Here is a 24,423-nt window from a genome sequence, read left to right as displayed (position 1 = left end):
ACCGTGCCTATGCGACAAGCTGAACTCGCCCTCCCCGGGGCGCTGATCGGAGCCGTCGCCGGCGCCATGGCCGGGGGGCTGACCCTGCTCGCAGGGCAGCCCGCCGGCTGGGCCGCGATCTCCGCGGTGACGCTGGCCCTCCCCTTGGGCCTCCTCGGGGCCGGATACTCCATCCTGCTCGGCCAGAACCTGTTCAGACCGGGGCTGTTCGCCCCCGCGGGTCTGTACTGGCTGGCGGGCTTCCCCCTGGCCCGGCTGTTCCAGGAGACGGTCACCGGCCTGGCCGTCTTCGGCCAGGTCAGCCTGGCCGGCGGGGTGGCGGGATTCCTGGCCTACCAGGCCATGGTGAGCCTCGGCTTCGCGATCGGCTTCGTCTGGTTGCACGAGAGGCTCATGCCCCACTGGTTGATGCGCCTGAGAGAGCGCAATCCGCGGGCGCGCGAGCTGTTCGCCGCCTACGTCGAGCACGCTGAGGCGCTGTGGCTCGCCAAGGAACGCCGCCGCGCACGGAAAGGAGCGCGTTGAACATTCCCACCTGGGTGTGGCTGGTCACGATCGCCGGGTTCGGCCTCGTGCTCGCCATCGACTTCTACCTCGTGGCGCGCAATCCGCGAAAGCCCACGTTCCGCGAGTGCACGTTCTGGGTGATCTTCTACGTGTCGCTCGCCATCGCCTTCGGCGTGGGATTGCTGGTGGTCACGGGGCCGTCGTACGGCGGCGAGTTCTTCGCCGGCTGGATCACCGAGTACTCCCTCAGCGTCGACAACCTGTTCGTCTTCCTGCTGATCATGAGCCGCTTCTCGGTGCCGGACCGCTACCGGCAGAAGGTGCTCCTGATCGGCATCGTCCTGGCACTCGTCATGCGCGGCATCTTCATCGCCGCCGGGGCGGAGGCCGTGACCCGCTTCGACTGGCTCTTCTACATCTTCGGCGCCTTCCTCATCTACACCGCGTGGAAGCTCATCGGTCATGAGGAGGAGGAGGCGGAGTTCTCCGAGAACATCGCGCTGCGCACGGTCAGGCGGGTCGTTCCCACCACGGAGAAATACCACGGCTCGTCGCTCTCCGTGATGGTCGACGGCCGCCGTGCCGTCACCCCGATGCTGATCGTGATGGTGGCGATCGGGACCACGGACCTGTTGTTCGCCCTCGACTCCATCCCGGCCATCTTCGGGCTGACCAAGGAGCCCTACCTGGTGTTCACCGCCAACGCCTTCGCGCTGATGGGGCTGCGGCAGCTGTTCTTCCTGATCGGCGGGTTGCTCGACCGCCTGGTCTATCTCAGCAAGGGCCTGTCGATCGTCCTGGCCTTCATCGGCGTCAAGCTCATCTTCGAGGCACTCCACCACGACGGCGTCTCCTGGGCCCCGGAGATCCCCATCCTGGTCTCCCTCGGAGTCATCGTCGGCACGCTGGCCGTCACCACCGTGGCCAGCCTCCTCAAGTCGAGAAGCGACCGCGGCCGCACCCCGGCGGACCAGAACGGCTCCGCGGAGAATCCGGCCGCCGGTTCCGCGGACCCGGTGGCCGACCCTCCCGGTTCCTCCGACGCCCTCGACCCCGCCGACCCCGCCGCGAGGCGGAGCGAGGCGCACGCGGACGGCTGAGGCGCGGCCGGCCGTCGCGAGCGGGTGGTCTCCCCGGTGGGGACCTCCCGCTCGCTCATTTGGGAACGTCGATCCCGTCGGTCCGCTGCTCGGTCGCCCAGCGACGCAGATGGCGCTCGGCGTTCTCCGCCGAACCGTACTTCCGCATGGCCGTCGCGAGGCCGATTCCCATCATCCTGCCGTCGGCGGAATAGCCCGCCGGTGCGGAGGTGAGAAAGCGGAACCTGTTGAGAAACGCTCTCATCGATCATCACCACCAATTCTTTCGTCAAGTATCTGCCCTGGGTGTTTCACTCAAACGGGCGAACCGTGAATTCTGTGTCAACTGGCCCGTGAGCTGCTCGGACCGCGCGGGAACAGCCCGGGAGAGGCTGGGGCCCGTGCCGGTCCGCGCGGGGTGACCGCGCTTTTCCGCACCCGTCGGCACGGACCGGCGGGTGCCGGCCGGCATGGGAAAACGGGTGCCGATCCGCGCGGATTAGCGGGTGCCGATCCGCTGGATTATCCGGTGCGGGCTTATTCGATCTTCGATACCGGTACGCAAGGGGTTCAAGTGCCGGTTCGCACGGGTTCTTCCGCGCTTCCCCGGACGCGCTTCCTCGGATGTTCTTCTCAGGACGCGCCTTTTCTGACGTGCTTTCCCCGTGTGTGCCGCTCCGCGTGTGCTTTTCCGGACCGGGACACGTGTGTGCTTTCCCGGACCGGGACAGGTGTGTGCCTCCCCGGACCGGGACACGCGAGCTTGTCTCGTGCCGGAGCGGGGCGCGAGCGGGTTGCCGGTGATCGGCCCGCACCGGACCGAGCCGGCGCCGGACCCGCACGGGAGGGGAGGGCTCGCGCCGGATCGATCCGGCGCGAGCGGGAGGGGAAGGAGCCGTGATCGGCTCGCGCCGGCCCGGGAGGGCCGGCGCGCGCCGAGGGGACGGCGAGGGGACAGTGAGGGGACGGAGGGTCAGCTCGCGCTGAGTGAGCGCGGGCGCCGGCGGCGGGCGGCGGGTGCGGGCTCCTCCGGCTCGACGGGCTCCGAGGCTCGCTGCTCCAGGTAGGAGGAGCGGGTGTGCTCGGTGTGGTCGCGCATGATCTCCGCGGCCCTGATCTCGTCACGCGCCTCGATGGCGTTGATCAGCTGGTCGTGCTCCTCCCAGGAGTCCCGGCCGCGCTGGCGGGCCACCGGCGTGTGATACCACCGCACGCGGCGGGAGACCTGCGAGGCCAGCTCGGCCAGCACCGCGTTGCCGGACAGCTCGGTGACCAGCGCGTGCAACTCGGAGTTGGCCGCCACCGAGGTGTCGATGTCGTCCGCCTCCAGGGCCCGGAGCCCGCGCGCGCACACCTCGCGCAGCCGGGCCACGCCCGCGGCGTCCGAGTTGAGCGCGGCCAGCCGCGCCGACTCGGTCTCCAGCAGGGCGCGTACGGCGAGCAGCTGGTCGGCCTCCTGCACGGTCGGCGCGTGGACGAAAGCCCCGTGGCCGGGACGGAGATCGACCCAGCCCTCGCCGCTGAGCATCTGCAGCGCCTCGCGGACCGGCTGGCGTGACACGCCGAGCAGCTCGGCGAGCTCGCTTTCCGCGAGGTGCTGGCCGGGGCTGAGGCTCCCGTTCACGATGAGTTCCAGGATCGCCTCGAAAACGCTCTCCCGGAGAGTGGTCGGGCGCGGGATCTTGGGCGCCGCTCCCGAGTTCGCCAGTTCCGACCGCACCATGTCTCTTCAGCTCCAGGATGAGAAAATATGGCGGCCCCGCGTCCGGCCAGCCCATTGTCTGTTGTCGACTGCCTACAGTATACAGTTTCGGGCAGGGTGTCCGTGGTGAGCCTGATCACATCATCGCTCATCCGGGAAGCGTGACCGGATGGCCGGGCTGGCGCAGTGTGGCGCTGAGGGCGGTGGCGGCCAGCACCAGGCCCGCGGCCAGGAAGAACGCCGCGGCGTGGCCGGAAGAGGTCAGGGCCAGAGCGGCGAGGCCGACCCCGACGAGCCCGGCGACCGCCTTCGCGCTGTAGACCACGCCGTGGATCGAGGCGGTGTGCCTCTCGCCGAAGTACTCGCGGACCAGGCTGGCGATGAGCGGGTAGAACGCGCCCCCGCCCAGGCCTGCGGGCACCGTCGCCACCAGGATCATGACGGCCGATCCGGTCACCGTCCCCCAGGCCAGCAGCAGCTGCCCCAGGCAGAGCAGGGCCAGCACGGCGCTGAGCGTGCGCCCCCGCCCGGTCACCTCGGCGGCGAGCATGGCGCAGGCGCGCCCCACGCCGTTGAGCACCAGGAGCAGGGCCACCGCCGCCCAGGGGAAGAGGCCGCCGAAGGTCGCCAGCGCGACCACGTCGAAGATGGAGACCGCCCCCGCGCAGACCAGGATCGTCACCAGGGTGGGGAGCGAGCCCGTCCGCAGCGCCTGGCTCAGGGAGAACTGGCGTACGGCCCGAGGCTCCCTGCGCAGCGCGATCCGGTCGTCGGCCCAGGCGCGCGGGTCGATGTGGGCGGGCCACCAGTGCGGCGGCGGCAGGCGGACGAAGGTCGCCGCCAGGCCCACCGCGACCAGGGCGACGGCCGCCGCCACGGCGAACAGCGGCTGGAGCGCGCTCCCCGTGTTCCCCGTGCCCCCCGCGGCCCCGTAGAGGCCGGCCGCCACCGCGAGCGGGGCCGTGCCGTAGGCGAAGGCGCCGGTGATGAAGCCCACCTTCGCGGCCGGGCGCTCGGGGTACCAGCGGGCGACCGCCTCGGTGCACGCGCCGTACACCAGGCCGGCTCCCACGCCGCCGAGCAGGGCGTAACCGGCGAGGACCGCGGGGAGGTCGCGGGCGAAGGCCGTGGTGAGCAGCGCCGCGGCGCTGAGCGGCGCGCCGGCCCACAGCGCGACGCGGATCCCGAGCGCTCCGCGCCGCAGCAGCAGGACGGTGGGCAGGGCGACGGCGGCCTGGCAGATGATCCAGACGGCCAGCGGTGCCAGGGCCGAGGCGAGCGGCCAGCCGCGCGCCTGCGCCAGGGCGGGCACCGCCGCCGCGTAGCCGTACTGCATGGCGCCGATGGAGGCCATGGCGGCCCAGGGGAGCCAGAACATCCACGACCGGGGACGGTTGATCAGATCCTGCGGGGTGTCGCCGACGAGGTAATCGCGTCCCCGCCAGTCTCGTACGAGCTGCGTCTTCTCCATACCGTATGGAATATCCGTCGCCGGAGTCCCTGTCGAGGCCTGGACGGCTAGATTTCCATACGGTATACCGTCTACAAGAACCGTATCCAGGGAGGTCGCGTGGACCTGTTCGAATACGAGGCGAAGAAGCTCTTCGCGCGGCACGGGGTCCCCGTCCCCACCGGCGAGGTCGTGGCCACTCCCGAGGACGCCCGCGCGATCGCGGCCGGCCTCGGCGGCCCGGTGGTCATCAAGGCTCAGGTGAAGACCGGCGGCCGGGGCAAGGCCGGGGGCGTGCGGCCCGCCCCCGGCCCCGACTCCGCCGAGCAGGAGGCCCGGCACATCCTCGGCATGGACATCAAGGGCCACATCGCCGAGACCGTGCTCGTGGAGACGGCCACGGTCCCGGTCGAGGAGTATTACGTGGCCTACCTCGTCGACCGGGCCAACAGGTGCTTCCTCGCCATGGCGTCCGTCCACGGCGGCATGGACATCGAGGAGGTGGCCGCGACCAGGCCCGAGGCACTGGTCAAGATGCCGATCGACCCCCTGACCGGGATCGACGAGAGCGCCGCGCGCGAGCTGGTGACCCGGGCGGGCTTCCCCCCCGACCTCCAGGGCGCGGTGGCAGAGGTGCTGGTCCGCCTCTGGCAGGTCATGGTGGAGGAGGACGCCCTGCTGGTCGAGGTCAACCCCCTGGTGTGGACGGCGGGGAGCACGATCCTCGCCCTCGACGGCAAGGTCAGCCTCGACGAGGGCGCGGCCTTCCGCCACGAGCACGCGGCCCTGACCGCCGGGCCCGGCGACGGCGGCCTCGAGGCGAGGGCCAGGGCCAAGGGCCTCAACTACGTCAAGCTCGACGGCCGCGTCGGGGTCGTCGGCAACGGCGCGGGGCTGGTGATGAGCACCCTCGACGTCGTCGCCCAGGCCGGGGAGCGCTTCGGCGGGGTCCGCCCGGCCAACTTCCTCGACATCGGCGGCGGGGCGTCCGCGCAGGTCATGGCGAACAGCCTGGAGATCATCCTCTCCGACCCCGACGTCAGGTCGGTCCTCGTCAACGTCTTCGGCGGCATCACCGCCTGCGACGCGGTGGCCGACGGCATCGTCTCCGCGCTCGGGCTGCTCGGCGACCGCGGCCTGAGCCGCCCCATCGTCGTGAGGCTCGACGGCAACAACGCCGAGGAGGGCCGCCGGATCCTCACCGAGGCCGGACACCCCGCGATCCGCCAGGTCACCACCATGGACGGCGCCGCCGAAGAGGCGGCCAGGCTCGCCGCGGCATGAGCGGGCCCACCACCGGACCCACCGGACTCATCGAACGCACCGGTCCCACCGGACCAATCGGACCCAATGGACCCACCGGACCCACCGGACCCACCGGACCCACCGGACACGGCGAGCCCGCCGGTCCCGCCCACGGAGGGCACGCGAGCACGGAGAGGGAGCGGCAAGCATGGCGATCTTCTTGACAGGCCACAGCAAGGTGGTCGTGCAGGGCATGACCGGCGCGGAGGGGAGACGGCACACCGCCAGGATGCTCGCGTCGGGCACCGACGTGGTCGCCGGTGTCACGCCCGGCAAGGGCGGCGGCACGGTCGACTTCGCCGAGCGGAGCGTGCCGGTGTTCGGCACGGTCACCGAGGCGATCACCCGGACGGGGGCGGACGTCTCGGTGGTCTTCGTGCCGCCGAGGTTCGCCAAGGCCGCGGTCATCGAGGCCGTCGACGCGGGGATCGGCCTCTGCGTGGTCATCACCGAGGGCATCCCCGTCCACGACACGCTGGCCTTCTGGGCGCACGCCCGGGCGGTGGGCGGCAGGACCCGGATCATCGGGCCCAACTGCCCGGGGCTGATCAGCCCCGGCGCCTCCAACGCGGGGATCATCCCGGCCGACATCACCAGCGCGGGCCGCATCGGCCTGGTCTCGAAGTCGGGCACGCTGACCTACCAGCTCATGTACGAGCTGCGCGACATCGGGTTCTCCACCGCGGTCGGCATCGGCGGCGACCCGGTGATCGGCACCACCCACATCGACGCGCTGCAGGCCTTCCAGGACGACCCGGGCACCGACGCGATCGTGATGATCGGCGAGATCGGCGGCGACGCCGAGGAGCGCGCGGCCGCCTACATCGAGCAGCACGTCACCAAGCCGGTCGTCGCCTACGTGGCGGGCTTCACCGCTCCGGAGGGCAAGACCATGGGCCACGCGGGCGCGATCGTGTCCGGCTCGGCCGGCACCGCCCAGGCCAAGAAGGACGCCCTGGAGAAGGTCGGCGTCCGCGTCGGCAGGACCCCGAGCGAGACCGCCCGCCTGATGCGGTCGGCACTGGCCGCGCTGGGCACGACGGCCGCGCCGTCCGGGCCGGCGGTGCCGTCGGCGCCGCCCGCGAAGGTCTCCCTGGGAGTGGGGGAGGCGTCGTGAAGTTCGACGTCAACCTCTCCATCCTCTTCACCGAGCTGCCGCTGCTGGAGCGCCCCGCCGCGGCGGCCAAGGCGGGCTTCGACGCGGTCGAGCTCTGGTGGCCCTTCGCCGTCCCCTGCCCGGCCGACCGCGAGATCGACGCCCTGCGACGGGCGATCGAGGAGGCCGGGGTGCGCCTGGTCGGCCTCAACTTCGACGCCGGGGACATGGCGGCGGGGGAGCGGGGCCTGCTGTCGCGGCCCGACGGCTCGGCCAGGTTCCAGGCCAACGTCGAGGTCGCGGCGGGCCTGGCCGGAACGCTCGGCTGCCGGGTGCTCAACGCCCTCTACGGCAACAGCGTGGCGGGGCTGCCCCCGCAGGCCCAGCGCGAGCTGGCGCTGTCCAACCTGTCCCTGGCGGCGAGGGCGGCGGCCGGGGTCGGCGCCACGGTCGTGGTCGAGGCGCTCAACTCCTACGAGAGCCCCGACTACCCGATCACCTCCTCGGACGCGGCCTTCGAGGTGATCGACCAGGTGGACGCGGGCAACGTGGCCTTCCTCGCCGACCTCTACCACCTGCACCGGATGGGCGAGGACGTGCTCACCCTCATCGACACGAGCGTCCACCGGTTCGGCCACGTCCAGATCGCCGACGCCCCCGGCCGGGGGCAGCCGGGCTCCGGCGCCATGCCGTACGACCGGATCCTCGAGCGCCTGGAGACCTCGGGATACCGGGGCCACGTCGGGCTCGAGTACCGCCCCACCGGCCCCAGCGCCGAGAGCTTCGGCTGGAGGGACGCTTGACCTCCCGCACGGGCCGCACACGGCACACCACCGGATCGCGCGCGGTGACCGGCCGCGCCCCCACCCCCGGGCCGAGGCCCGGGATCTCCACCTTGGAGGTATTCGATGAACGCTGAGCGAGGGAGGAGCGGTGAGCCGCTCATGAACATCGGATTCATCGGCCTGGGGATCATGGGCAGTCCGATGGCGGCGAACCTGGTCAGGGCCGGGCACACCGTCGTCGGCTACGACATGAGCGCCGAGCGGATGGACGCCCTCGCCGTGGCCGGCGGCAAGTCCGCGGGCAGCGTGGCGGAGGCCGTCGCGCAGGCTGAGGTCGTGATCACCATGTTGCCCGACTCGCCCCAGGTGGAGGAGGTGACCTTCGGCGACGACGGGCTGCTCCAGCAGGGCAGGCGGGGTCTGATCCACATCGACATGAGCACCGTGCGGCCCGAGACCTCCCGCAGGGTCGCGCAGGCCGCGGCCGTCAAGGGCATCAGGGCACTGGACGCCCCGGTGAGCGGCGGCGAGCGCGGCGCGGTCGACGGCACCCTCTCGATCATGGTCGGTGGCGCCGCCGCCGACTTCGCGGCCGTACGCCCGCTCCTGGCGGTCGTCGGCACGACGATCGTGCACGTGGGTCCCGCCGGGGCGGGACAGACCGTGAAGGCCGCCAACCAGCTCGTCGTCGGGGGCATCTACGGCCTGGTCGCCGAGGCGATCGTGCTGCTCGAAGCCTCGGGGGTCGACCCCGCCGGCGGGCTCGACGTCCTGGCCGGCGGGCTGGCGGGCTCCCGCATCCTCGACCTCAAGCGGCACTCCATGATCAGGCGCGAGTTCACGCCGGGGTTCCGGATCGACCTGCACCACAAGGACATGGGCATCGCCGTCGCCGCGGCGCGGGAGGCGGGCGTCTCGCTCCCGCTCACCGGGCTGGTCGCCCAGCTCGTCGCCGCGGCCCGTGCCCAGGGGCACGGCTCCCTCGACCACTCCGCCCTGCTCAAGGTGATCGAAAGGATCAACCAGTGAAGCGGATTCCCTGCATGGAGGCCGTGGTGGCCGTCCTGGAGTCCGAAGGCGTCGACACCGTCTTCGGCATCCCGGGCGCGGCGATCCTCCCGCTCTACGCGGCGCTCCAGCACAGCGACATACGCAACGTCACCGTCCGCCACGAGGAGGGCGGCACGCACGCCGCCGACGGCTGGGCCCGGGTCACCGGCAACGTCGGCGTCTGCATCGGCACCTCGGGCCCGGCCGGCACCAACATGATCACTGGCCTCTACACCGCCCTCGCCGACTCCATCCCCATGATCTGCATCACCGGGCAGGCGGCGCGCGACAAACTCCACCAGGAGGCGTTCCAGGCGGTCGACATCGTGGAGATCGCCAAGCCCGTCACCAAGTGGGCGGTCCAGCTGAAAGAGCCGGCCCAGGCCCCGTGGGTGTTCAGGGAGGCCTTCAGGATCGCCAGGTCCGGCCGGCCGGGCCCCGTCCTGATCGACCTGCCGATCGACGTGCAGCGCGGCACCTGCCTGTACGACGCGGAGATCGACACCCCGCTTCCCGTCGATGTCCCGCAGCCCACGGCCCCGGCGGTCCGGGCGGCGATCGACATGCTCATGGGCGCCCGGCGGCCCCTCATCCTGGCCGGCGGCGGGGTGGTCATCGCCGACGCCGCCGCCGAGCTGCGCGCGCTCGCCGAGCACCTGCAGGTTCCCGTCCAGGTGACGCTGATGGGCAAGGGGGCCTTCCCCGAGGACCACCCCCTGTTCGCCGGCATGGCGGGCATCCAGACCCAGACGCGCTGGGGCAACGCGGCGCTGCTGGAGAGCGACCTGGTGCTGGCGGTGGGCGCCAGGTTCGGCGACCGGCACACCGGCGACCTCGACACCTACCGCCGGGGACGCAAGTTCATCCACGTCGACATCGAGCCCACCCAGATCGGCAAGGTCTTCGAGCCCGACCTGGGCGTGGTCGGCCACGCCCGGCCCACGCTGGCGGCTCTGGCGAAGGAGGCGGGCCACCGTACCGAGGCCCGCCGTCCCGGACGGTGGCCCGCGCGGGTCACCGAGCTGCGCGGCACGCTGCTGCGGCGCGACGACTTCGACGACGTGCCGATCAAGCCGCCGCGGGTCTTCCGGGAGCTGAACGACTTCTACGGGCCCGACACGACGTTCGTCACCGCGATCGGCCTCTACCAGATCTGGTCGGGGCAGTTCCAGAAGACCTACCTCCCGCGCCGCTACCTCGTCTGCGGGCAGGCCGGGCCACTGGGCTGGGAGGTGCCCGCCGCGATGGGCGTCAAGTGCGCCTACCCGGAGCGGCAGGTGGTGGCCGTGGCGGGCGACTACTCCTTCCAGTTCCTGATGGAGGAGATCGCGGTCGCCGCCCAGTACCGCATCCCGTTCGTCATCGTGATGATCAACAACGAGTATCTCGGGCTGATCCGCCAGGCCGAGATCCCCTACGACATGAACTACGCCGTCGACCTCCACTACGGCGAGGGCGGTGTCGATCACGTGAAGCTCATGGAGGCGTTCGGCTGCCCGGCCCGGCGCGTCGAGCTGCCCGGCGAGATCGGCGACGCGCTGGCCTGGGCGAGCGCGGAGTCGGACCGCCTGCAGCTCCCGGTGCTGGTCGAGGTCATGGTCGAGAGAGAGGCCAACGCGGCCATGGGCCCCGCACTCGACGCGATCAAGGAGTTCGAGCCGCTGCCCGAGCAGGAGCTCGCCCTGGCCATCGACTGGTCCGACTGAATCGGCCGGTCCAACCGAGGAGACCACCCATGTCACTCATACTCAAGCCGGGGTCGGCCTGGTCCGACGCCTACGACCGGTGCGTGGCGGCGGCGCCCCAGGCCTTCCACGACGACCGGGTGCTCAACCACTGGGGCGGCTTCTGGCAGCGCGACGGACGTCCGGAGCCGGCCGCCTCGCCGGTGGACGGCACCGCCATCGCCGGGCCGCCCCGCCTCGACAGGGCCACCGCCCTGCGCGCGGTACGGGCCGGTCTCGACGAGCACCGCCTCTGGCGCCACGTGCCGCTCGCCGAGCGCAAGGCCCGCGTCACGGCGGCACTGGAGGCGATGACCGCCCACCGCGACCTGCTGACCCTGCTGCTGGTCTGGGAGATCGGCAAGCCCTGGAAGCTCGCCGCGGCCGACGTCGACCGGTGCATCGAGGGGGTGCACTGGTACGTCGGCGAGATCGACCGGATGGTCGCCGGCCGCGTCCCCCTGGCCGGCCCGGTCAGCAACATCGCCAGCTGGAACTACCCGATGAGCGTGCTGATGCACGCCATGCTCGTGCAGGCCCTCGCGGGCAACGCGGTCATCGCCAAGGCGCCCACCGACGGCGGGCTCGCCTGCCTCACCCTCGCGACCGCGCTCGCCGCCCAGGAGGGGCTGCCGTTCACCCTCGTCAGCGGAGGAGGCGCCGAGCTCTCCCCGGCGCTGGTGCGCGGCAAGGAACTGGGCTGCGTCTCCTTCGTCGGCGGGCGCGACGCGGGCGGGCAGGTGGCCACCTCGCTCGCCGACCTCGGCCACCGGCACGTCCTGGAGCAGGAAGGGCTCAACTGCTGGGGGGTGTGGGAGTACGGCAACTGGGAGCTGCTGACCGGGCAGATCCGCAAGAGCTTCGACTACGCCAAGCAGCGCTGCACGGCCTACCCGCGCTTCGTGGTGCAGCGCTCGCTGTTCCACGACTTCCTGGCCGCCTACCTGCCGGCGGTCCGGTCGGTGCGCTTCGGCCACCCGCTGGCCGTGCAGGGGCCCGACGACCCGCCGCCCGACCTCGACTTCGGCCCGCTGATCACCAACGCCAAGGTCAAGGAGCTCGCCGACCAGGTGGACGAGGCGGTGGCCAAGGGCGGGGTCCCCCTCTACCGGGGCTCCCTCGACGACGGGCTGTTCCTGCCAGGCCAGGACACCTCGGGCTACCTGGCGCCCGTCGCCATCCTCGGCCCGCCGCGATCGTCCCCGCTCTTCCACGCCGAACCCTTCGGGCCGGTCGACACCGTCGTGCTGGTCGACACCGAGGCCGAGCTGCTGGCCGCGATGAACGCCAGCAACGGCGCGCTGGTCGCCACGGTCTCCTGCGACGACGAGGAGACCGTCAGGCGGCTGGCCCCGGAGGTGCGGGCGTTCAAGGTGGGGATCAACGCGCCCCGCTCGCGCGGCGACAGGGAGGAGCTGTTCGGCGGACTCGGCGCCTCCTGGCGGGGTGCCTTCGTCGGCGGCGAACTGCTCGTCCGGGCCGTCACCCAGGGGCCCGACACCGAGCGCCTGCCGGGAAACTTCCCCGGTTACACCCTCCTGCCCACGTCCCGCTGAGAAGGCGTCCCTGAGAAGGCGTCCCGCCCGCCCACATGACACCGGGAGGGTGTCGAAGCGGTGTCAGAAGGCGCCGAAGCGGTCGGCGGCGAGCAAGATCAGGAAGGTGAGCAGCGCGACGCGCAGGAGACGCCCCCCGTTTCCCAGGGACGGCCACGACATGTAGGCGAGCCAGCTCACGAACCCGATCACCGGAAGCACGGCGACGCCGCCCCAGAAGGACGGCACCGCGAATCCGGCCAGGAGGAGGACCACCAGCGCCACCGGGGCGATCCACCGGGGGAGCTGGAACAGGAAGACGAGCGGGGCCGCACTGCGCCGCTCGACCTTCCGCCGCAGCCCGGTCGCCCCCGGCGTGAAGAACTGCTCACCCGGGGGCAGCGGGCGCTTGCCCTGCCTGGGGCGGGGCTGTGCCAGCGGGTGTGCGGGGCGTTCCTGACGCTTGTCGGCCACAGGCCGAGCCTAACGCCACCGCGCCCGCCGCGACATGCCCGGAGCCCGGGACCGCCCGCCGCCCGCCGCCCGCTGTCCGCTGTCCGCTGTCCGCCGTCCGCCGCCCGCCGCCCGCTGTCCGGGAACGGGCGGCGCGGCGCGGCGCGGCGCGGCAGGTCAAGCCCTCCGGGACACGGTCCTTCGGGACACGGCCTCTCAGGGCACGGCGTGGCGGGGACCGGGAGCGGGCTCTGTCATGCTGGGCGGATGCTTGCTCTCATCCGCTACTCGGTGCCGCCGGGCCAGACCGAGGAGTTCACGCTCCGGGCCCACGAGATCGTCGACACCCTGGCCGGGCAGCCGGGCTACGTGCGCGGCCGGGTGTCGAGGTCGGTGGACGAGCCGGAGTTGTGGGCGCTGGTCAGCGAGTGGGAGGGTGCGGGGTTCTACCGCAGGGCACTGGGCGCGGCGCGGATGGCGATGTATCCGCTGATGACCCTCATGATCAACGAACCGAGCGCGTTCGAGGACGTCGAGCGCCCCTGACGTCCCGCCCGTCGCCCCGCCGTCGTCCTGCCCGTCGTCTCGCCGTCGTCCCTGGGAAGCTTTGCCCGGACGAGGAGGGCGGCATGGTTTATCCGCACGTCCCGAGGGTTCGTCTCCCCTAAGCTGGAGGCTCAATCAATTCCTCGCCGACCTCCAGCCGGATGGAGATTCTCCCTTATGGCACGCCGTACGGACATCATGGACACCATCGTCAGCCTCGCCAAGCGGCGCGGTCTTGTGTATCCCTCCAGCGAGATCTACGGCGGCCTGCGCGCGTCGTGGGACTACGGTCCGCTGGGCGTGGAGCTCAAGAACAACGTGAAGCGGCAGTGGTGGAAGACCGTGGTGCAGGGGCGTGACGACGTGGTCGGCCTCGACTCCTCGGTGATCCTGGCCCGCGAGGTGTGGCAGGCCAGCGGCCACGTGGAGACCTTCACGGACCCGTTGACCGAGTGCCAGTCGTGCCACAAGCGCTACCGGGCCGACCACCTCGAAGAGGCCTATCAGGAAAAGCACGGCAAGCCCGCCGCGGGCGGCCTGGCCGACATCACCTGTCCCAACTGCGGCACCAAGGGCGCCTTCACCTCGCCGAAGCAGTTCAGCGGCCTGCTGAAGACCTACCTCGGCGCGGTCGAGGACGAGTCGGGCCTCGCCTACCTGCGTCCCGAGACCGCCCAGGGCATCTTCATCAACTACCTCAACGTGCAGCAGTCGGCGCGCAGGAAGATCCCGTTCGGCATCGGCCAGATCGGCAAGTCGTTCCGCAACGAGATCACCCCGGGCAACTTCATCTTCCGCACCCGCGAGTTCGAGCAGATGGAGATGGAGTTCTTCGTCAAGCCGGGCAGCGACGAGGAGTGGCACCAGTACTGGATCGACGAGCGGTTCCGCTGGTACACCGACCTGGGCATCAACAAGGACAACCTGCGCATCTACGAGCACCCGAAGGACAAGCTCTCCCACTACTCCAAGCGGACCGTCGACATCGAGTACCGCTTCAACTTCACCGGCACCGAGTGGGGTGAGCTCGAGGGCGTCGCCAACCGCACCGACTTCGACCTGACCGCGCACGGCAAGGCCTCCGGCACCGACCTGAGCTTCTTCGAGCAGGACACCGGCGAGCGCTATGTCCCGTACGTCATCGAGCCGGCCGCCGGTGTCGACCGGGCCACGCTCACCTTCCTGATCGACGCCTACACCGAGGACGAGGCACCCAACGCCAAGGGCGTCATGGAGAAGCGCACGGTCATGCGCCTCGACCACCGGCTCGCACCGGTCAAGGTCGCGGTGCTCCCGCTGTCGCGCAACGCCGACCTGTCGCCCAAGGCCAAGGACCTGGCGGCCCAGCTCCGCCGTCGCTGGAACGTGGAGTTCGACGACGCGGGGGCGATCGGCCGCCGCTACCGCCGCCAGGACGAGATCGGCACGCCGTTCTGCATCACCGTCGACTTCGACACGCTCGACGACCAGGCGGTGACCATTCGCGAGCGCGACTCGATGGCCCAGGAGCGCGTGGCTCTCGACCAGGTCGACTCCTACCTTCGCCAGCACCTCAACGACTGAGGCCCGCCCCGCCCGACCGGTCACGGCCGGCGCCCCCCGCACTCCGGGGGTCGCCGGCCGTCGCTGTTTCCCGGCCCCGGCCTCTCCCGACTCCCGATTCCGCCGGTCCCGGCTTCTCCCCGGCCTCGGCTTCTCCCCGCCACGGCTTCCCACGGCTTCCCGCCAGGGTTCTCCTCCGGCCGTTCCGGCTCCCCGCCCAGCTCCGGTCCGGTGGCCACCGGCGGTCCCCCCACCGGGTGGCCCGGGGCGAAAGACGAGATAAAAAGCAGGCTTACGGCGGTTTTCGGAGGCTTTTGATGACATCAGGGTGATCGTTCGTTCGACGAAGGGAAGAACGATGGCGCGCGTATCACCTTGGAAGGCCGTTCCGGGGGTCGTGGCCCTCGGCGGGGTCGTCTTCCTGCTCACGGGAAGTGCGGCTCACGCCGATCCGCGACCCGCCCACGACGCGATCGAGCTGCGGCTGCTCGTCGACGACTGCCCGGCCTCGACCTCCCCGATCGCCCCGTGAACGAGTACACCGAGCACGCCGAGCACACCGACCACGTGAGGGAGATCCCGTACGGCACGGACGGCGGGGCGGAGAGAGCGCCGGAGAGCGCCGTGCTCGGGCGGGCGCTGTTCGAGGTCAAGCGGGTGATCGTCGGTCAGGACCGCATGGTCGAGCGCCTGCTCGTCGCGGTCCTCGCCCGGGGGCACTGCCTGCTGGAGGGGGTCCCCGGCATCGCCAAGACGCTGGCGGCCGAGACGCTCGCGGGTGTCGTGGGCGGCTCGTTCGCCCGGATCCAGTTCACTCCCGACCTGGTGCCCGCCGACATCGTCGGCACCCGCATCTACCGGCCGTCCACGGAGAGCTTCGACATCGAGCTGGGACCGGTGATGGCCAACTTCGTGCTCGCCGACGAGATCAACAGGGCTCCGGCCAAGGTCCAGTCGGCGCTGCTGGAGGTGATGGCCGAGCGCCAGGTGAGCATCGGCGGGCGCACCCATCCGGTGCCCGCCCCGTTCCTGGTCCTGGCGACCCAGAACCCGATCGAGTCCGAGGGCGTCTACCACCTGCCCGAGGCCCAGCGGGACCGCTTCCTGATGAAGATCGACGTGGGGTACCCGAGTGAGTCGGAGGAACTCGCGATCCTCTACCGGATGAGCACCGGCCGGCCGGTCTCCCGGCGGGTGCTCGACTCCCAGCGGCTGCTGGCGCTCCAGACGGCCGTGGACGACGTCTTCGTCCACCACGCCGTCGCCGAGTACGCGGTCCGGCTGGTGTACGCGACCCGGGAGCCCGCACGGTTCGGGCTGGCGGACGTCGCCCCGCTGCTGGCCTTCGGCGCGAGCCCCCGCGCGACGCTCGGCCTGGTCGCCGCGGCCCGCGCGCTGGCGTTGCTGCGCGGGCGTGACTACGTGCTGCCCGAGGACGTCGCGGACCTGGCCGGTGACGTGATCGCGCACCGGCTGGTGCCGTCGTTCGACGCGCTGGCCGACGACGTCTCCCCCCGGCACATCGTGGACCTGGTGGCCGCGGCGATCCCGATGCCCAGGATCGCCCCCGGGCAGGGAGAGGCGGCCTGATGCGGCACCTGCTGTCCGAGCGGGTGCTCCGGCGGCTGGAGCTGACGGTGGTCAGGCGCCTGGACGGGCTGCTGCAGGGCGACCACCGGGGGCTCACCCCCGGGCCCGGTGGCGAACTCGCCGAGGCGAGGCCGTACGCGCCGGGTGACGACGTGCGCCGGATGGACTGGAACGTCACCGCCCGCACGACGGAGCCGCACGTGCGGGACATGGTCGCCGATCGGGAGCTGGAGACCTGGGTGCTGCTCGACGCCAGCGCCAGCATGGACTTCGGCACCGCGCTGATGGAGAAGAGGGAGCTCGCGCTCGCCGCCGTCGCGGCGGTCGGCTTCCTCACCGAGCGGACCGGCAACCGCGTCGGGGCGCACCTCCTGCACGGCGGCGAGGTCCGGCGGTTCCCCGCCAGGAGCGGGCGCCCGCATCTCATGGCGCTGCTGGGCGCCGTGTTCTCGCTGCCGCGTACCGAGCCGGGCGTCGCGGCGCCGCGCGTCGGACCGGCCGCCGACGACCTGCGCCGCGTCGTGCGCCGCCGCGGGCTCGTGGTCGTCGTCTCGGACTTCCTCGATCCCCCGGAGAGCTGGGAGCGGCCGTTGCGCCATCTCGCGCTCCGCCACCAGCTCCTCGCGGTGGAGGTCGTCGACCCCAGGGAGCTCACCCTGCCCGACGTGGGGGTGCTCACCCTCGTCGACCCGGAGACCGGCCGCCGCAGGGAGGTCTCCACGGCCGGCACCCGCCTTCGCGAGCGCTACGCCGAGGCCGCCGCGGGCCAGAGGGCGGCCATCGCGACCGCCCTGCGCCGGTGTGGGGCCGCGCACCTGCGCCTGGACACCGACCGCGACTGGGTCCGCGACCTGGTCCGTCACGTCGTGCTGCAACGCCGCCTGGCGCGGGCCCGTGGCGCGCAGGGTACGAGAGGCGGTGTGGCATGACGTTCCTTTCCCCCGTCTGGCTGTGGCTGCTGGTGCCCGCCCTGACGCTCGCGGTTCTCTACGTCGTCATGTATCTGCGGCGCAGCCGGTACGCCCTGCGGTTCACCAATCTGGACCTGCTGGACAAGCTGGCGCCCAAGGGGCCCGGGTGGCGCAGGCACGTGCCCGCCGCGGCGTTCATGGGGATGCTGGTGCTCCTCGTCGTCGGGTTCGCGCGGCCGACGGCCGAGGTGCGGGTCCCGAGAGAGCGGGCGACGATCGTCGTGGCGTTCGACGTCTCCGCGTCGATGCAGGCCACGGATGTGGCGCCCAACCGGTTCGCGGCGGCGCGGGAGGCCGCGCGGCGGTTCGTCGCGGACCTGCCCTCCCGGTTCAACCTGGGCCTGGTCACGTTCTCGTCCTCGGCCTCGGTGAGCGTGCCGCCCACCGCCGACAGGGCGGCGGTGCTGTCCGCGATCGACCGGCTCACCACGGACTCCGGTACGGCCATCGGCGAGGCGGTGTTCTCGTCCCTGGACGCGATCGACGCCCTGGAGGGCGGCGAGGGCGGAGACCGGCCGCCCGCCCACATCGTGCTGATGTCCGACGGGTCGAGCACCATGGGCCGGACGCCGGAGCTGGCGGCGCGGGAGGCGGCCTCCCGGCGCGTGCCGGTCTCGACCATCGCGTACGGCACCTCCGACGGCACGATCCAGATGGGCGGCCGGGAGACGCGGGTGCCGGTGGACGGCCCGGCGCTGCGCGAGCTGGCGGAGAGCACCGGCGGAGGGTTCTACGAGGCGGCCTCCGGCGGCGAGCTGCGGGCGGTCTACGACGACATCGGCAGCTCGGTGGGCTACCGGACCGAGCGGCAGGAGGTCTGGCCGTGGTTCGTCGGGGTGGCCCTGCTCGGCGCGGTCGTGGCGGCCGGGACCTCCCTGTTCTGGTTCTCGAGGATCCTGTGAGGAGTCGGCCATGGTGACGTCACACGATCGGCCCCCGGGGCTCGGGCGGCCCCGCGGGCCGGGTTTCACGCCGGGGGACCCGCCTGCGGCCGCGCCACCGGAGGAGACCGGCCCGCTGCCGGGCCCGGTGACCGGCGCGCGGAAGGCGGGGGCGGGACGCGTCCTGGTCGCCGCGGCGCTCGTCGCCGTGGTCACCGGTGGAGCCGCGGGCGTCGCGACGGCCCGGCTGGCGGGAGAGGAGCGGGCCGCCCCCGTGGCACTGCCCCGATCCACCGCGGGCCCGGCCGGCCCGTCCGGGCCGGCCGGGGTCGCGGGCGGCCTGCGCGGTACGGCGGCCAGGGTGCTGCCGAGCGTCGTGTCGGTCGAGTCGGGCCGGGGCTCGGGCTCCGGCTTCGTGATCGACGGTGCCGGGCACCTGCTCACCAACGCGCACGTCCTGGCCGGTGGTACGGGCGTCACCGTCGTGCTCGGCGACGGGCGACGGCTGCCCGCCACCGTCGTGGGCACCGACGAGGCGTACGACCTCGCGGTGCTCAGGGTGGACGACGCCCGCGGGCTGGTCCCCGCGGAGCTGGGCAGGTCCGCGGACCTCGCGGTGGGGGACCAGGTGCTGGCCGTCGGCTCCCCGCTGGGACTGGCGGGTACGGTCACCGGCGGCATCGTCAGCGCCCTCGACCGTCAGGTGAGGCTGGGCGGGCGCGGGCAGACCGCGTTGCAGACCGACGCCTCCATCAATCCCGGCAACTCCGGAGGTCCGCTGGTCAACGCCCGGGGCGAGGTGATCGGGGTCAACACCGCGATCGCGACGCTCTCGCGGCGCGGGGCCGGGTCGATCGGCATCGGTTTCGCCATTCCGATCGACAGGGCGGCGCCCGTCGCCGAACGGATCATCCGGGAGTGAACGAAGGCTGACGGACCTTCCGGGAGCGCGCGGAGGTGCACGGAGGCGCACGGAGACGCGCGGAGGGCACGGAGGGCACGGAGGCGCGCGGAGGCGCATGGAGACGCACGGAGAGCACGGAGGCGCATGGAGACGCACGGAGAGCACGGAGGCGCATGGAGACGCACGGAGGCGGACGGAAGTGGAGGGAAGGGAATGCAGGGGAACAGGGGCGCGGTATGGCGGTGGCATCCGCGTTTCCGGCCGCGCACGACCTAGGTTCGTACCATGCGACTGCTCGTTGTCGAAGATGAGGAAGACCTGGTCGACGCCCTGCGCGTGGGGCTCGTCCGGGCCGGATACGCGGTCGACGTCGCCTACGACGTGGCCCAGGCGCGGGAGAAGCTCCAGGTCAACTCGTATGACCTGGTCCTTCTCGACCTCAACCTGCCCGGAGGGGACGGCTTCGAGGTCTGCCGGGCGCTGCGCGGGACCGACCAGGGCCAGGCCGTGCGGATCATCATGGTCACCGCGCGGGACCGGCTGGACGACCGGGTCAGAGGGCTGGACGAGGGCGCCGACGACTACCTGGTCAAACCGTTCGCCTTCCCCGAGCTCCTGGCCCGGGTCCGCGCGCTGCTCCGCAGGGAGCCGGGCGGCGGCACCGCGATCCTGCAGGTGGGGGCGCTGCGGCTGGACACCTCCCGGGTGGAGGCCCACTCGACCGGGCGCGAGCTGGGGCTGACCCCCAAGGAGTTCGGTGTCCTGCACTACCTGATGACCCGCCCCGGGCACGTCGTCTCCGCCGAGGAGCTCCTGGAGCACGTCTGGGACGAGCACACCGACCCGTTCACCAACACCGTGCGGGTGACGGTGGGAAACCTGCGGCGCAAGCTCGGCGCCGACGCCGTGATCGAGACCGTGGTCAGCAAGGGCTACCGGCTGCGGGAGGACGTGTGAGGTTCTCCTTCGTGCAGACGATCCGCTTCCGGCTGACCGTGCTCTACTCCAGCCTGCTGTTCCTGCTCTCCGCGCTGGTCATCGGCCTGCTGTACGTCGCGGTGGCCAGGAGCGCCGAGGAGCGGCCCTACACCGTCCAGCAGGCCAAGCTCTACAGCGTCGACACCGAGCGCTACGTCGGCAAGGCCCCCGTCGTCGAGCTCGCCGAGGTCGAGAACGCGGTCAACCTGCTCACCCTGCGGACCTTGCGCGACTACTCGTTCCTGACCCTGGGCGGGCTGTTCCTGGCGAGCTTCGGCATCGGCTGGGTCCTCTCGGGGCGGGTGCTGCGTCCGGTGCGCTCGATCACCAGGGCCGCCGCCGAGATCCAGGGCACCGATCTGTCGCGGCGGATCCTGCTCACCGGCCCGAAGGACGAGCTGCGCGACCTCGCCGACACCGTCGACACCATGCTCGGCCGCCTGGAGGGAGCCTTCCTGGCGCAGCGGCAGCTGATCGACGACGCCTCCCACGAGCTGCGCAGCCCGCTGGCCATCATCCGGGCCAACGTCGACGCGGTCCTCGCCTCGCCCGACAGCACCGAGGAGGAGCGGATGCGCGCGGTGGCCATCGTGGACCGGGCCACCACCCGGATGACCCGCCTGGTCGAGGACCTGCTGGCGACCGCGCGCCGGTCCGCGCCCGCGCTGGCCGACGCCGAGGTGGACGTGGGGGCGCTGGCCGCCGAGGCGGCCGAGGAGTTCACCGCGCTCGCGGCCGGGCGCGGGCTGTCGATCCGCAGGGCGCTGCCCGCCGGGCTGCGCGGGGTGGGGGACCACGACGCGCTGCGCCGGGCCGTGGGCAACCTGCTCTCCAACGCGGTGCGGCTCGCGCCCGGCGGGAGCGAGGTCGTCGTGGCGGCGGGCCGTACCGGGGACTGGATCTGGGTGGCGGTGCGCGACGCCGGGCCCGGGGTGCCCGAGGACGACCACGCGCGGGTGTTCGACCGGTTCTGGCGCGGCCAGACCAGCCGCCGCGACCGGCACAGCGGGCTGGGCCTGGCGATCGTCCGCCAGATCGTGGAGTCGCACGGCGGGCACGTGCGCCTGTTCTCCCGGCTGGGCGAGGGAAGCGTGTTCGTGCTGTGGCTGCCGTCCGGCGAGGGCCCGGCGGAAGGGGAGGTTCCCGACCTGAACCCTCTCGCCGGAGCCGGTCTGGCGGGTCGCTGAACCGCCCGTGAACGGGTTTGAATGGGTGGGAAATTGGTTTATACCAATTGGTGTAAACCAATTTCCGAGATGATCGATATCCTCGCGTATTTGATCTGGATTTGAATTGGATTAGACCGGTTCGCCCGCTTTGAGCTGCGATGATGCTGTTCCGTGTAGTGAGTGCCGTTTCATCGTCTTGTTCGTCGGTAGAGTCCGGAGAGAGGCGGAACCAGACGCCGTTTGAAGTCGCAGAAGGAGCAACCGTGCCGAAGTACGTTTACGACTTCACCGAGGGCAACAAAGATCTCAGGGACCTGCTCGGTGGTAAGGGAGCGAACCTCGCCGAGATGACCAACCTCGGGCTGCCGGTGCCCCCCGGCTTCACCATCACCACCGAGGCGTGCCGGAGCTTCCTCGCGGACGGGGTCCTTCCCGAGGGGATGCAGGAGGAGGTCTCCGAGCACCTGGCCGCCCTGGAGACCGCGATGGGCCGCCGGCTGGGCCAGGCCGACGACCCGCTCCTGGTGAGCGTGCGCTCCGGAGCCGCGTTCTCCATGCCCGGCATGATGGAGACCGTCCTCAACATCGGGCTCAACGACGACTCGGTCCACGGCCTGGCCAAGCAGGCGGGCGGCAACGAGCGCTTCGCCTGGGACTCCTACCGGCGCCTCATCCAGATGTTCGGCAAGACCGTCCAGGACATCGACGGCGAGCTCTTCGACGACGCCCTGGAGGAGCTCAAGGACGGCCGCGACGACCTGGAACTGGAGGCGGCCGACTTCAGGCGCCTGGTCGCGACGTACAAGGAGATCGTGCGCGCCAGGACGGGCGAGGACTTCCCCGCCGACCCGTACCTGCAGATGCGCATGGCGGTGGAGGCCGTGTTCGCGTCGTGGAACGCCCCGCGCGCGGTCCTGTACCGCCGCCAGGAGCGCATCCCGGCCGACCTGGGCACCGCGGTCAGCGTCTGCTCGATGGTCTTCGGCAACTGCGGCATGGACTCCGGCACCGGGGTGGCCTTCACCCGCGACCCCGGCACCGGCCAGCAGGGCGTGTACGGCGACTACCTGCAGAACGCCCAGGGCGAGGACGTGGTCGCGGGCATCCGCAACACCATGCGGCTGCAGGAGCTGGAGGGCATCGACAAGCCCGTCTACGACGAGCTCATGCGGACCATGAAGACGCTGGAGGACCACTACCGCGACCTGTGCGACATCGAGTTCACGGTCGAGCGCGGCAAGCTCTGGATGCTCCAGACCCGGGTGGGCAAGCGGACCCCGGGCGCCGCGTTCCGCATCGCCGTGCAGCTCGTCGACCAGGGCGTGATCGACCTCGACGAGGCCGTGACCCGGGTGACCGGCGACCAGCTCGCCCAGCTCATGTTCCCCCGGTTCGCCGAGGACGCCGGCGGCAAGGTGATCGCCAAGGGGATGAACGCCTCGCCGGGCGCGGCCGTCGGCAAGGCCGTCTTCTCCACGCCCAGGGCCGTCGAACTCGCCGAGAGCGGAGAGGCCGTCATCCTGGTCCGCCGCGAGACCAACCCCGACGACCTGGCCGGGATGATCGCCGCCCAGGGCGTGCTGACGAGCCGCGGGGGCAAGACCTCGCACGCCGCCGTGGTCGCCAGGGGCATGGGCAAGACCTGTGTCTGCGGCGCCGAGGAGCTGGAGGTCTCCGCCGCGGACCGCGCGTTCACCACGGCCTCCGGCCTCGTGGTCTCCGAGGGCGACGTCATCTCCATCGACGGCACCAGCGGAGCCGTCTACCTCGGCGAGGTGCCCGTGGTCCCCTCCCCGGTCGTGGAGTACTTCGAGGGCTCGGGCGACCGGGACGACGAACTCGTCCGCGCCGTGCACCGGATCATGTCCCACGCCGACGGGGTACGCCGGATGGCCGTGCGCGCCAACGCCGACACCGGCGAGGACTCCGCCAGGGCGCGCAGGTTCGGCGCCCAGGGCATCGGGCTGTGCCGCACCGAGCACATGTTCCTCGGCGACCGCCGCAGCCTGGTGGAGGACCTGGTGCTGGCCACCTCCGCCGAGGAGCGCGAGCGGGCACTGGCCGCGCTGGAGCCGCTGCAGCGGGCGGACTTCACGAAGATCTTCCAGGCGATGGACGGCATGCCCGTCACGATCCGCCTGATCGACCCGCCGCTGCACGAGTTCCTGCCCGACTACACCGAACTGTCGGTGAAGGTCGCCCTCGCCGGTGACGCGGCGGAGGAGAAGGACCGCAGGCTCCTGGTCGCGCTCAAGCGGCTCCACGAGGAGAACCCGATGCTGGGCCTGCGCGGCGTCCGGCTCGGCCTGGTCATCCCCGGCGTGTTCGCCATGCAGGTCCGGGCGATCGCGGCGGCGGCCAAGGCGGTGCCCGGCAGCCGTCCGGAGATCATGATTCCGCTGGTGGCCGCCGTCCAGGAGCTGGAGCACGTCAAGGACGAGGCGCGGCGGATCCTGGAGGAGACCGGCGTCGACGCGCTGATCGGCACGATGATCGAGGTGCCCCGCGCGGCGCTGACCGCCGGGCAGATCGCCGAGGCCGCCCAGTTCTTCTCCTTCGGCACCAACGACCTGACCCAGATGACCTGGGGCTTCTCCCGCGACGACGTCGAGGCCGCCTTCTTCGCCAAGTATCTGGAGCTCGGCGTCTTCGGCGTCTCCCCGTTCGAGACCCTGGACCGCGACGGCGTCGGCAGGCTCGTCGAGATCGCCGTCGAGCAGGGCCGCGCGACCCGTCCCGACCTGAAGCTGGGCATCTGCGGCGAGCACGGCGGCGACCCGGACTCGATCCACTTCTGTCACCAGGCCGGTCTCGACTACGTGTCCTGCTCGCCGTTCCGTGTCCCGGTCGCCCGGCTGGAGGCCGCCCGCGCCACCCTGGTGTGCGGCGGTTCCGACACCCGCTGACCCCGCCCACTTCGCGGGGGCGCTCCGGCACCACCGGAGACGACGCCCCGCGGAGCCGGTCCCCGCGGCCCGCCCCACCCTCACCGGGGCGGCCGCGGGCCCGGTACGCGCCACGCCCGCGCGGTCGCGCTCGTGGCGGGCCTCCCCTGACGGGCCGCTCGTACGGGTGGGAAGCGGCGGCACATGCCCGGTGACCAGGTGTTTTCTCGTCGTTCGGCATGGCAGGGCCCTTTCGCGGATAAAATCAGTG

22 protein-coding genes are annotated in these 24,423 nt (G+C 71.9%); 18 read left to right on the top strand and 4 right to left on the bottom strand.

The features are described 5' to 3' along the window. The first annotated feature begins 9 nt into the window (after positions 1 to 9). Both AB0F88_RS04335 and AB0F88_RS04330 read left to right on the top strand, forming a co-directional pair. On the top strand, positions 10 to 525 hold the full coding sequence (locus AB0F88_RS04335) for a hypothetical protein (RefSeq protein WP_362677217.1): 516 nt from the start codon (positions 10 to 12) through the stop codon (positions 523 to 525). After that, positions 522 to 1,607, top strand: a complete 1,086-nt coding sequence (locus AB0F88_RS04330) for a TerC family protein (RefSeq protein ID WP_362677215.1) — start codon at positions 522 to 524, stop codon at positions 1,605 to 1,607. Before AB0F88_RS04335 ends, AB0F88_RS04330 begins: the two co-directional genes overlap by 4 nt. A gap of 55 nt (positions 1,608 to 1,662) precedes the next feature. On the opposite strand, the gene AB0F88_RS04325 is transcribed toward AB0F88_RS04330, so the two are convergent. The 3 genes from AB0F88_RS04325 to AB0F88_RS04315 all read right to left on the bottom strand — a co-directional run bounded on the left by AB0F88_RS04325 (position 1,663) and on the right by AB0F88_RS04315 (position 4,759). Next, positions 1,663 to 1,851: a hypothetical protein gene (locus AB0F88_RS04325; protein WP_362677213.1), complete on the bottom strand. Its 189-nt coding sequence runs from the start codon at positions 1,849 to 1,851 to the stop codon at positions 1,663 to 1,665. A gap of 708 nt (positions 1,852 to 2,559) precedes the next feature. Then, positions 2,560 to 3,309: a GntR family transcriptional regulator gene (locus AB0F88_RS04320; RefSeq protein WP_362677211.1), complete on the bottom strand. Its 750-nt coding sequence runs from the start codon at positions 3,307 to 3,309 to the stop codon at positions 2,560 to 2,562. A gap of 127 nt (positions 3,310 to 3,436) precedes the next feature. Beyond that, on the bottom strand, positions 3,437 to 4,759 hold the full coding sequence (locus AB0F88_RS04315) for an MFS transporter (RefSeq protein ID WP_362677209.1): 1,323 nt from the start codon (positions 4,757 to 4,759) through the stop codon (positions 3,437 to 3,439). Between the two features lie 99 nt (positions 4,760 to 4,858). Between AB0F88_RS04315 and sucC the strand changes: the two genes are divergently transcribed. The 6 genes from sucC (at position 4,859) to AB0F88_RS04285 (ending at position 12,254) form a co-directional block, all read left to right on the top strand. After that, positions 4,859 to 6,022, top strand: coding sequence for an ADP-forming succinate--CoA ligase subunit beta (sucC, locus tag AB0F88_RS04310; protein ID WP_362677207.1), 1,164 nt, complete (start codon positions 4,859 to 4,861; stop codon positions 6,020 to 6,022). A 169-nt stretch (positions 6,023 to 6,191) separates the two neighbouring features. Further along, a complete protein-coding gene (gene sucD / locus AB0F88_RS04305) occupies positions 6,192 to 7,160 on the top strand; it encodes a succinate--CoA ligase subunit alpha (protein ID WP_362677205.1) in 969 nt (322 codons plus the stop codon). Continuing rightward, positions 7,157 to 7,942, top strand: a complete 786-nt coding sequence (locus tag AB0F88_RS04300) for a TIM barrel protein (RefSeq protein ID WP_362677203.1) — start codon at positions 7,157 to 7,159, stop codon at positions 7,940 to 7,942. The genes sucD and AB0F88_RS04300 overlap by 4 nt, the downstream gene beginning before the upstream one ends. A 141-nt stretch (positions 7,943 to 8,083) precedes the next feature. Then, the gene (locus AB0F88_RS04295; RefSeq protein ID WP_362677201.1) at positions 8,084 to 8,953 is read left to right on the top strand and encodes a 2-hydroxy-3-oxopropionate reductase; all 870 of its coding nucleotides are present in this window, start codon (positions 8,084 to 8,086) and stop codon (positions 8,951 to 8,953) included. Next, positions 8,950 to 10,680 (top strand): glyoxylate carboligase, encoded by a 1,731-nt coding sequence (gene gcl, locus AB0F88_RS04290; RefSeq protein ID WP_362677199.1) that lies wholly within the window; start codon positions 8,950 to 8,952, stop codon positions 10,678 to 10,680. The genes AB0F88_RS04295 and gcl overlap by 4 nt, the downstream gene beginning before the upstream one ends. Before the next feature lie 29 nt (positions 10,681 to 10,709). Beyond that, on the top strand, positions 10,710 to 12,254 hold the full coding sequence (locus tag AB0F88_RS04285; protein ID WP_362677197.1) for an aldehyde dehydrogenase family protein: 1,545 nt from the start codon (positions 10,710 to 10,712) through the stop codon (positions 12,252 to 12,254). Between the two features lie 63 nt (positions 12,255 to 12,317). Here the strand turns inward: AB0F88_RS04285 and AB0F88_RS04280 are convergent, their stop codons facing one another. Beyond that, positions 12,318 to 12,707 (bottom strand): DUF6703 family protein, encoded by a 390-nt coding sequence (locus AB0F88_RS04280; RefSeq protein ID WP_362677195.1) that lies wholly within the window; start codon positions 12,705 to 12,707, stop codon positions 12,318 to 12,320. A gap of 246 nt (positions 12,708 to 12,953) precedes the next feature. On the opposite strand from AB0F88_RS04280, the gene AB0F88_RS04275 reads away from it, so the two are divergent. The 10 genes from AB0F88_RS04275 to ppdK all read left to right on the top strand — a co-directional run bounded on the left by AB0F88_RS04275 (position 12,954) and on the right by ppdK (position 24,173). Further along, positions 12,954 to 13,232, top strand: coding sequence for an antibiotic biosynthesis monooxygenase family protein (locus tag AB0F88_RS04275; protein ID WP_344748919.1), 279 nt, complete (start codon positions 12,954 to 12,956; stop codon positions 13,230 to 13,232). 177 nt (positions 13,233 to 13,409) lie between these two features. Then, entirely contained in the window at positions 13,410 to 14,795 is a 1,386-nt protein-coding gene (locus tag AB0F88_RS04270) for a glycine--tRNA ligase (protein WP_362677192.1), read from the top strand. Between the two features lie 337 nt (positions 14,796 to 15,132). After that, positions 15,133 to 15,306 (top strand): hypothetical protein, encoded by a 174-nt coding sequence (locus AB0F88_RS04265; protein WP_362677190.1) that lies wholly within the window; start codon positions 15,133 to 15,135, stop codon positions 15,304 to 15,306. 35 nt (positions 15,307 to 15,341) lie between these two features. After that, positions 15,342 to 16,364 carry an AAA family ATPase gene (locus tag AB0F88_RS04260; protein WP_362677944.1) on the top strand — a complete coding sequence of 341 codons (1,023 nt, stop codon included), beginning with the start codon at positions 15,342 to 15,344 and terminating at the stop codon, positions 16,362 to 16,364. After that, positions 16,364 to 17,293: a DUF58 domain-containing protein gene (locus tag AB0F88_RS04255; protein ID WP_362677188.1), complete on the top strand. Its 930-nt coding sequence runs from the start codon at positions 16,364 to 16,366 to the stop codon at positions 17,291 to 17,293. Before AB0F88_RS04260 ends, AB0F88_RS04255 begins: the two co-directional genes overlap by 1 nt. After that, complete coding sequence (locus AB0F88_RS04250; protein WP_362677186.1) at positions 17,290 to 18,237, top strand: VWA domain-containing protein; 948 nt, start codon at positions 17,290 to 17,292, stop codon at positions 18,235 to 18,237. The genes AB0F88_RS04255 and AB0F88_RS04250 overlap by 4 nt, the downstream gene beginning before the upstream one ends. Positions 18,238 to 18,247: 10 nt before the next feature. Further along, a complete protein-coding gene (locus tag AB0F88_RS04245; RefSeq protein WP_362677184.1) occupies positions 18,248 to 19,138 on the top strand; it encodes a trypsin-like peptidase domain-containing protein in 891 nt (296 codons plus the stop codon). Positions 19,139 to 19,405: 267 nt separating this feature from the next. Next, the gene (locus AB0F88_RS04240; protein WP_362677182.1) at positions 19,406 to 20,077 is read left to right on the top strand and encodes a response regulator transcription factor; all 672 of its coding nucleotides are present in this window, start codon (positions 19,406 to 19,408) and stop codon (positions 20,075 to 20,077) included. Continuing rightward, positions 20,074 to 21,285, top strand: coding sequence for a HAMP domain-containing sensor histidine kinase (locus AB0F88_RS04235; protein WP_362677180.1), 1,212 nt, complete (start codon positions 20,074 to 20,076; stop codon positions 21,283 to 21,285). Before AB0F88_RS04240 ends, AB0F88_RS04235 begins: the two co-directional genes overlap by 4 nt. A 245-nt stretch (positions 21,286 to 21,530) precedes the next feature. After that, the gene (ppdK, locus tag AB0F88_RS04230) at positions 21,531 to 24,173 is read left to right on the top strand and encodes a pyruvate, phosphate dikinase (protein ID WP_362677178.1); all 2,643 of its coding nucleotides are present in this window, start codon (positions 21,531 to 21,533) and stop codon (positions 24,171 to 24,173) included. Positions 24,174 to 24,423 lie beyond the last annotated feature (250 nt).

It is taken from the genome of Streptosporangium sp. NPDC023963 (assembly GCF_040639135.1).
Classification (GTDB): Bacteria; Actinomycetota; Actinomycetes; order Streptosporangiales; family Streptosporangiaceae; genus Streptosporangium.
Note: the sequence above shows the minus strand (reverse complement) of the source record. Positions and strands in the feature narration are given on the sequence as shown.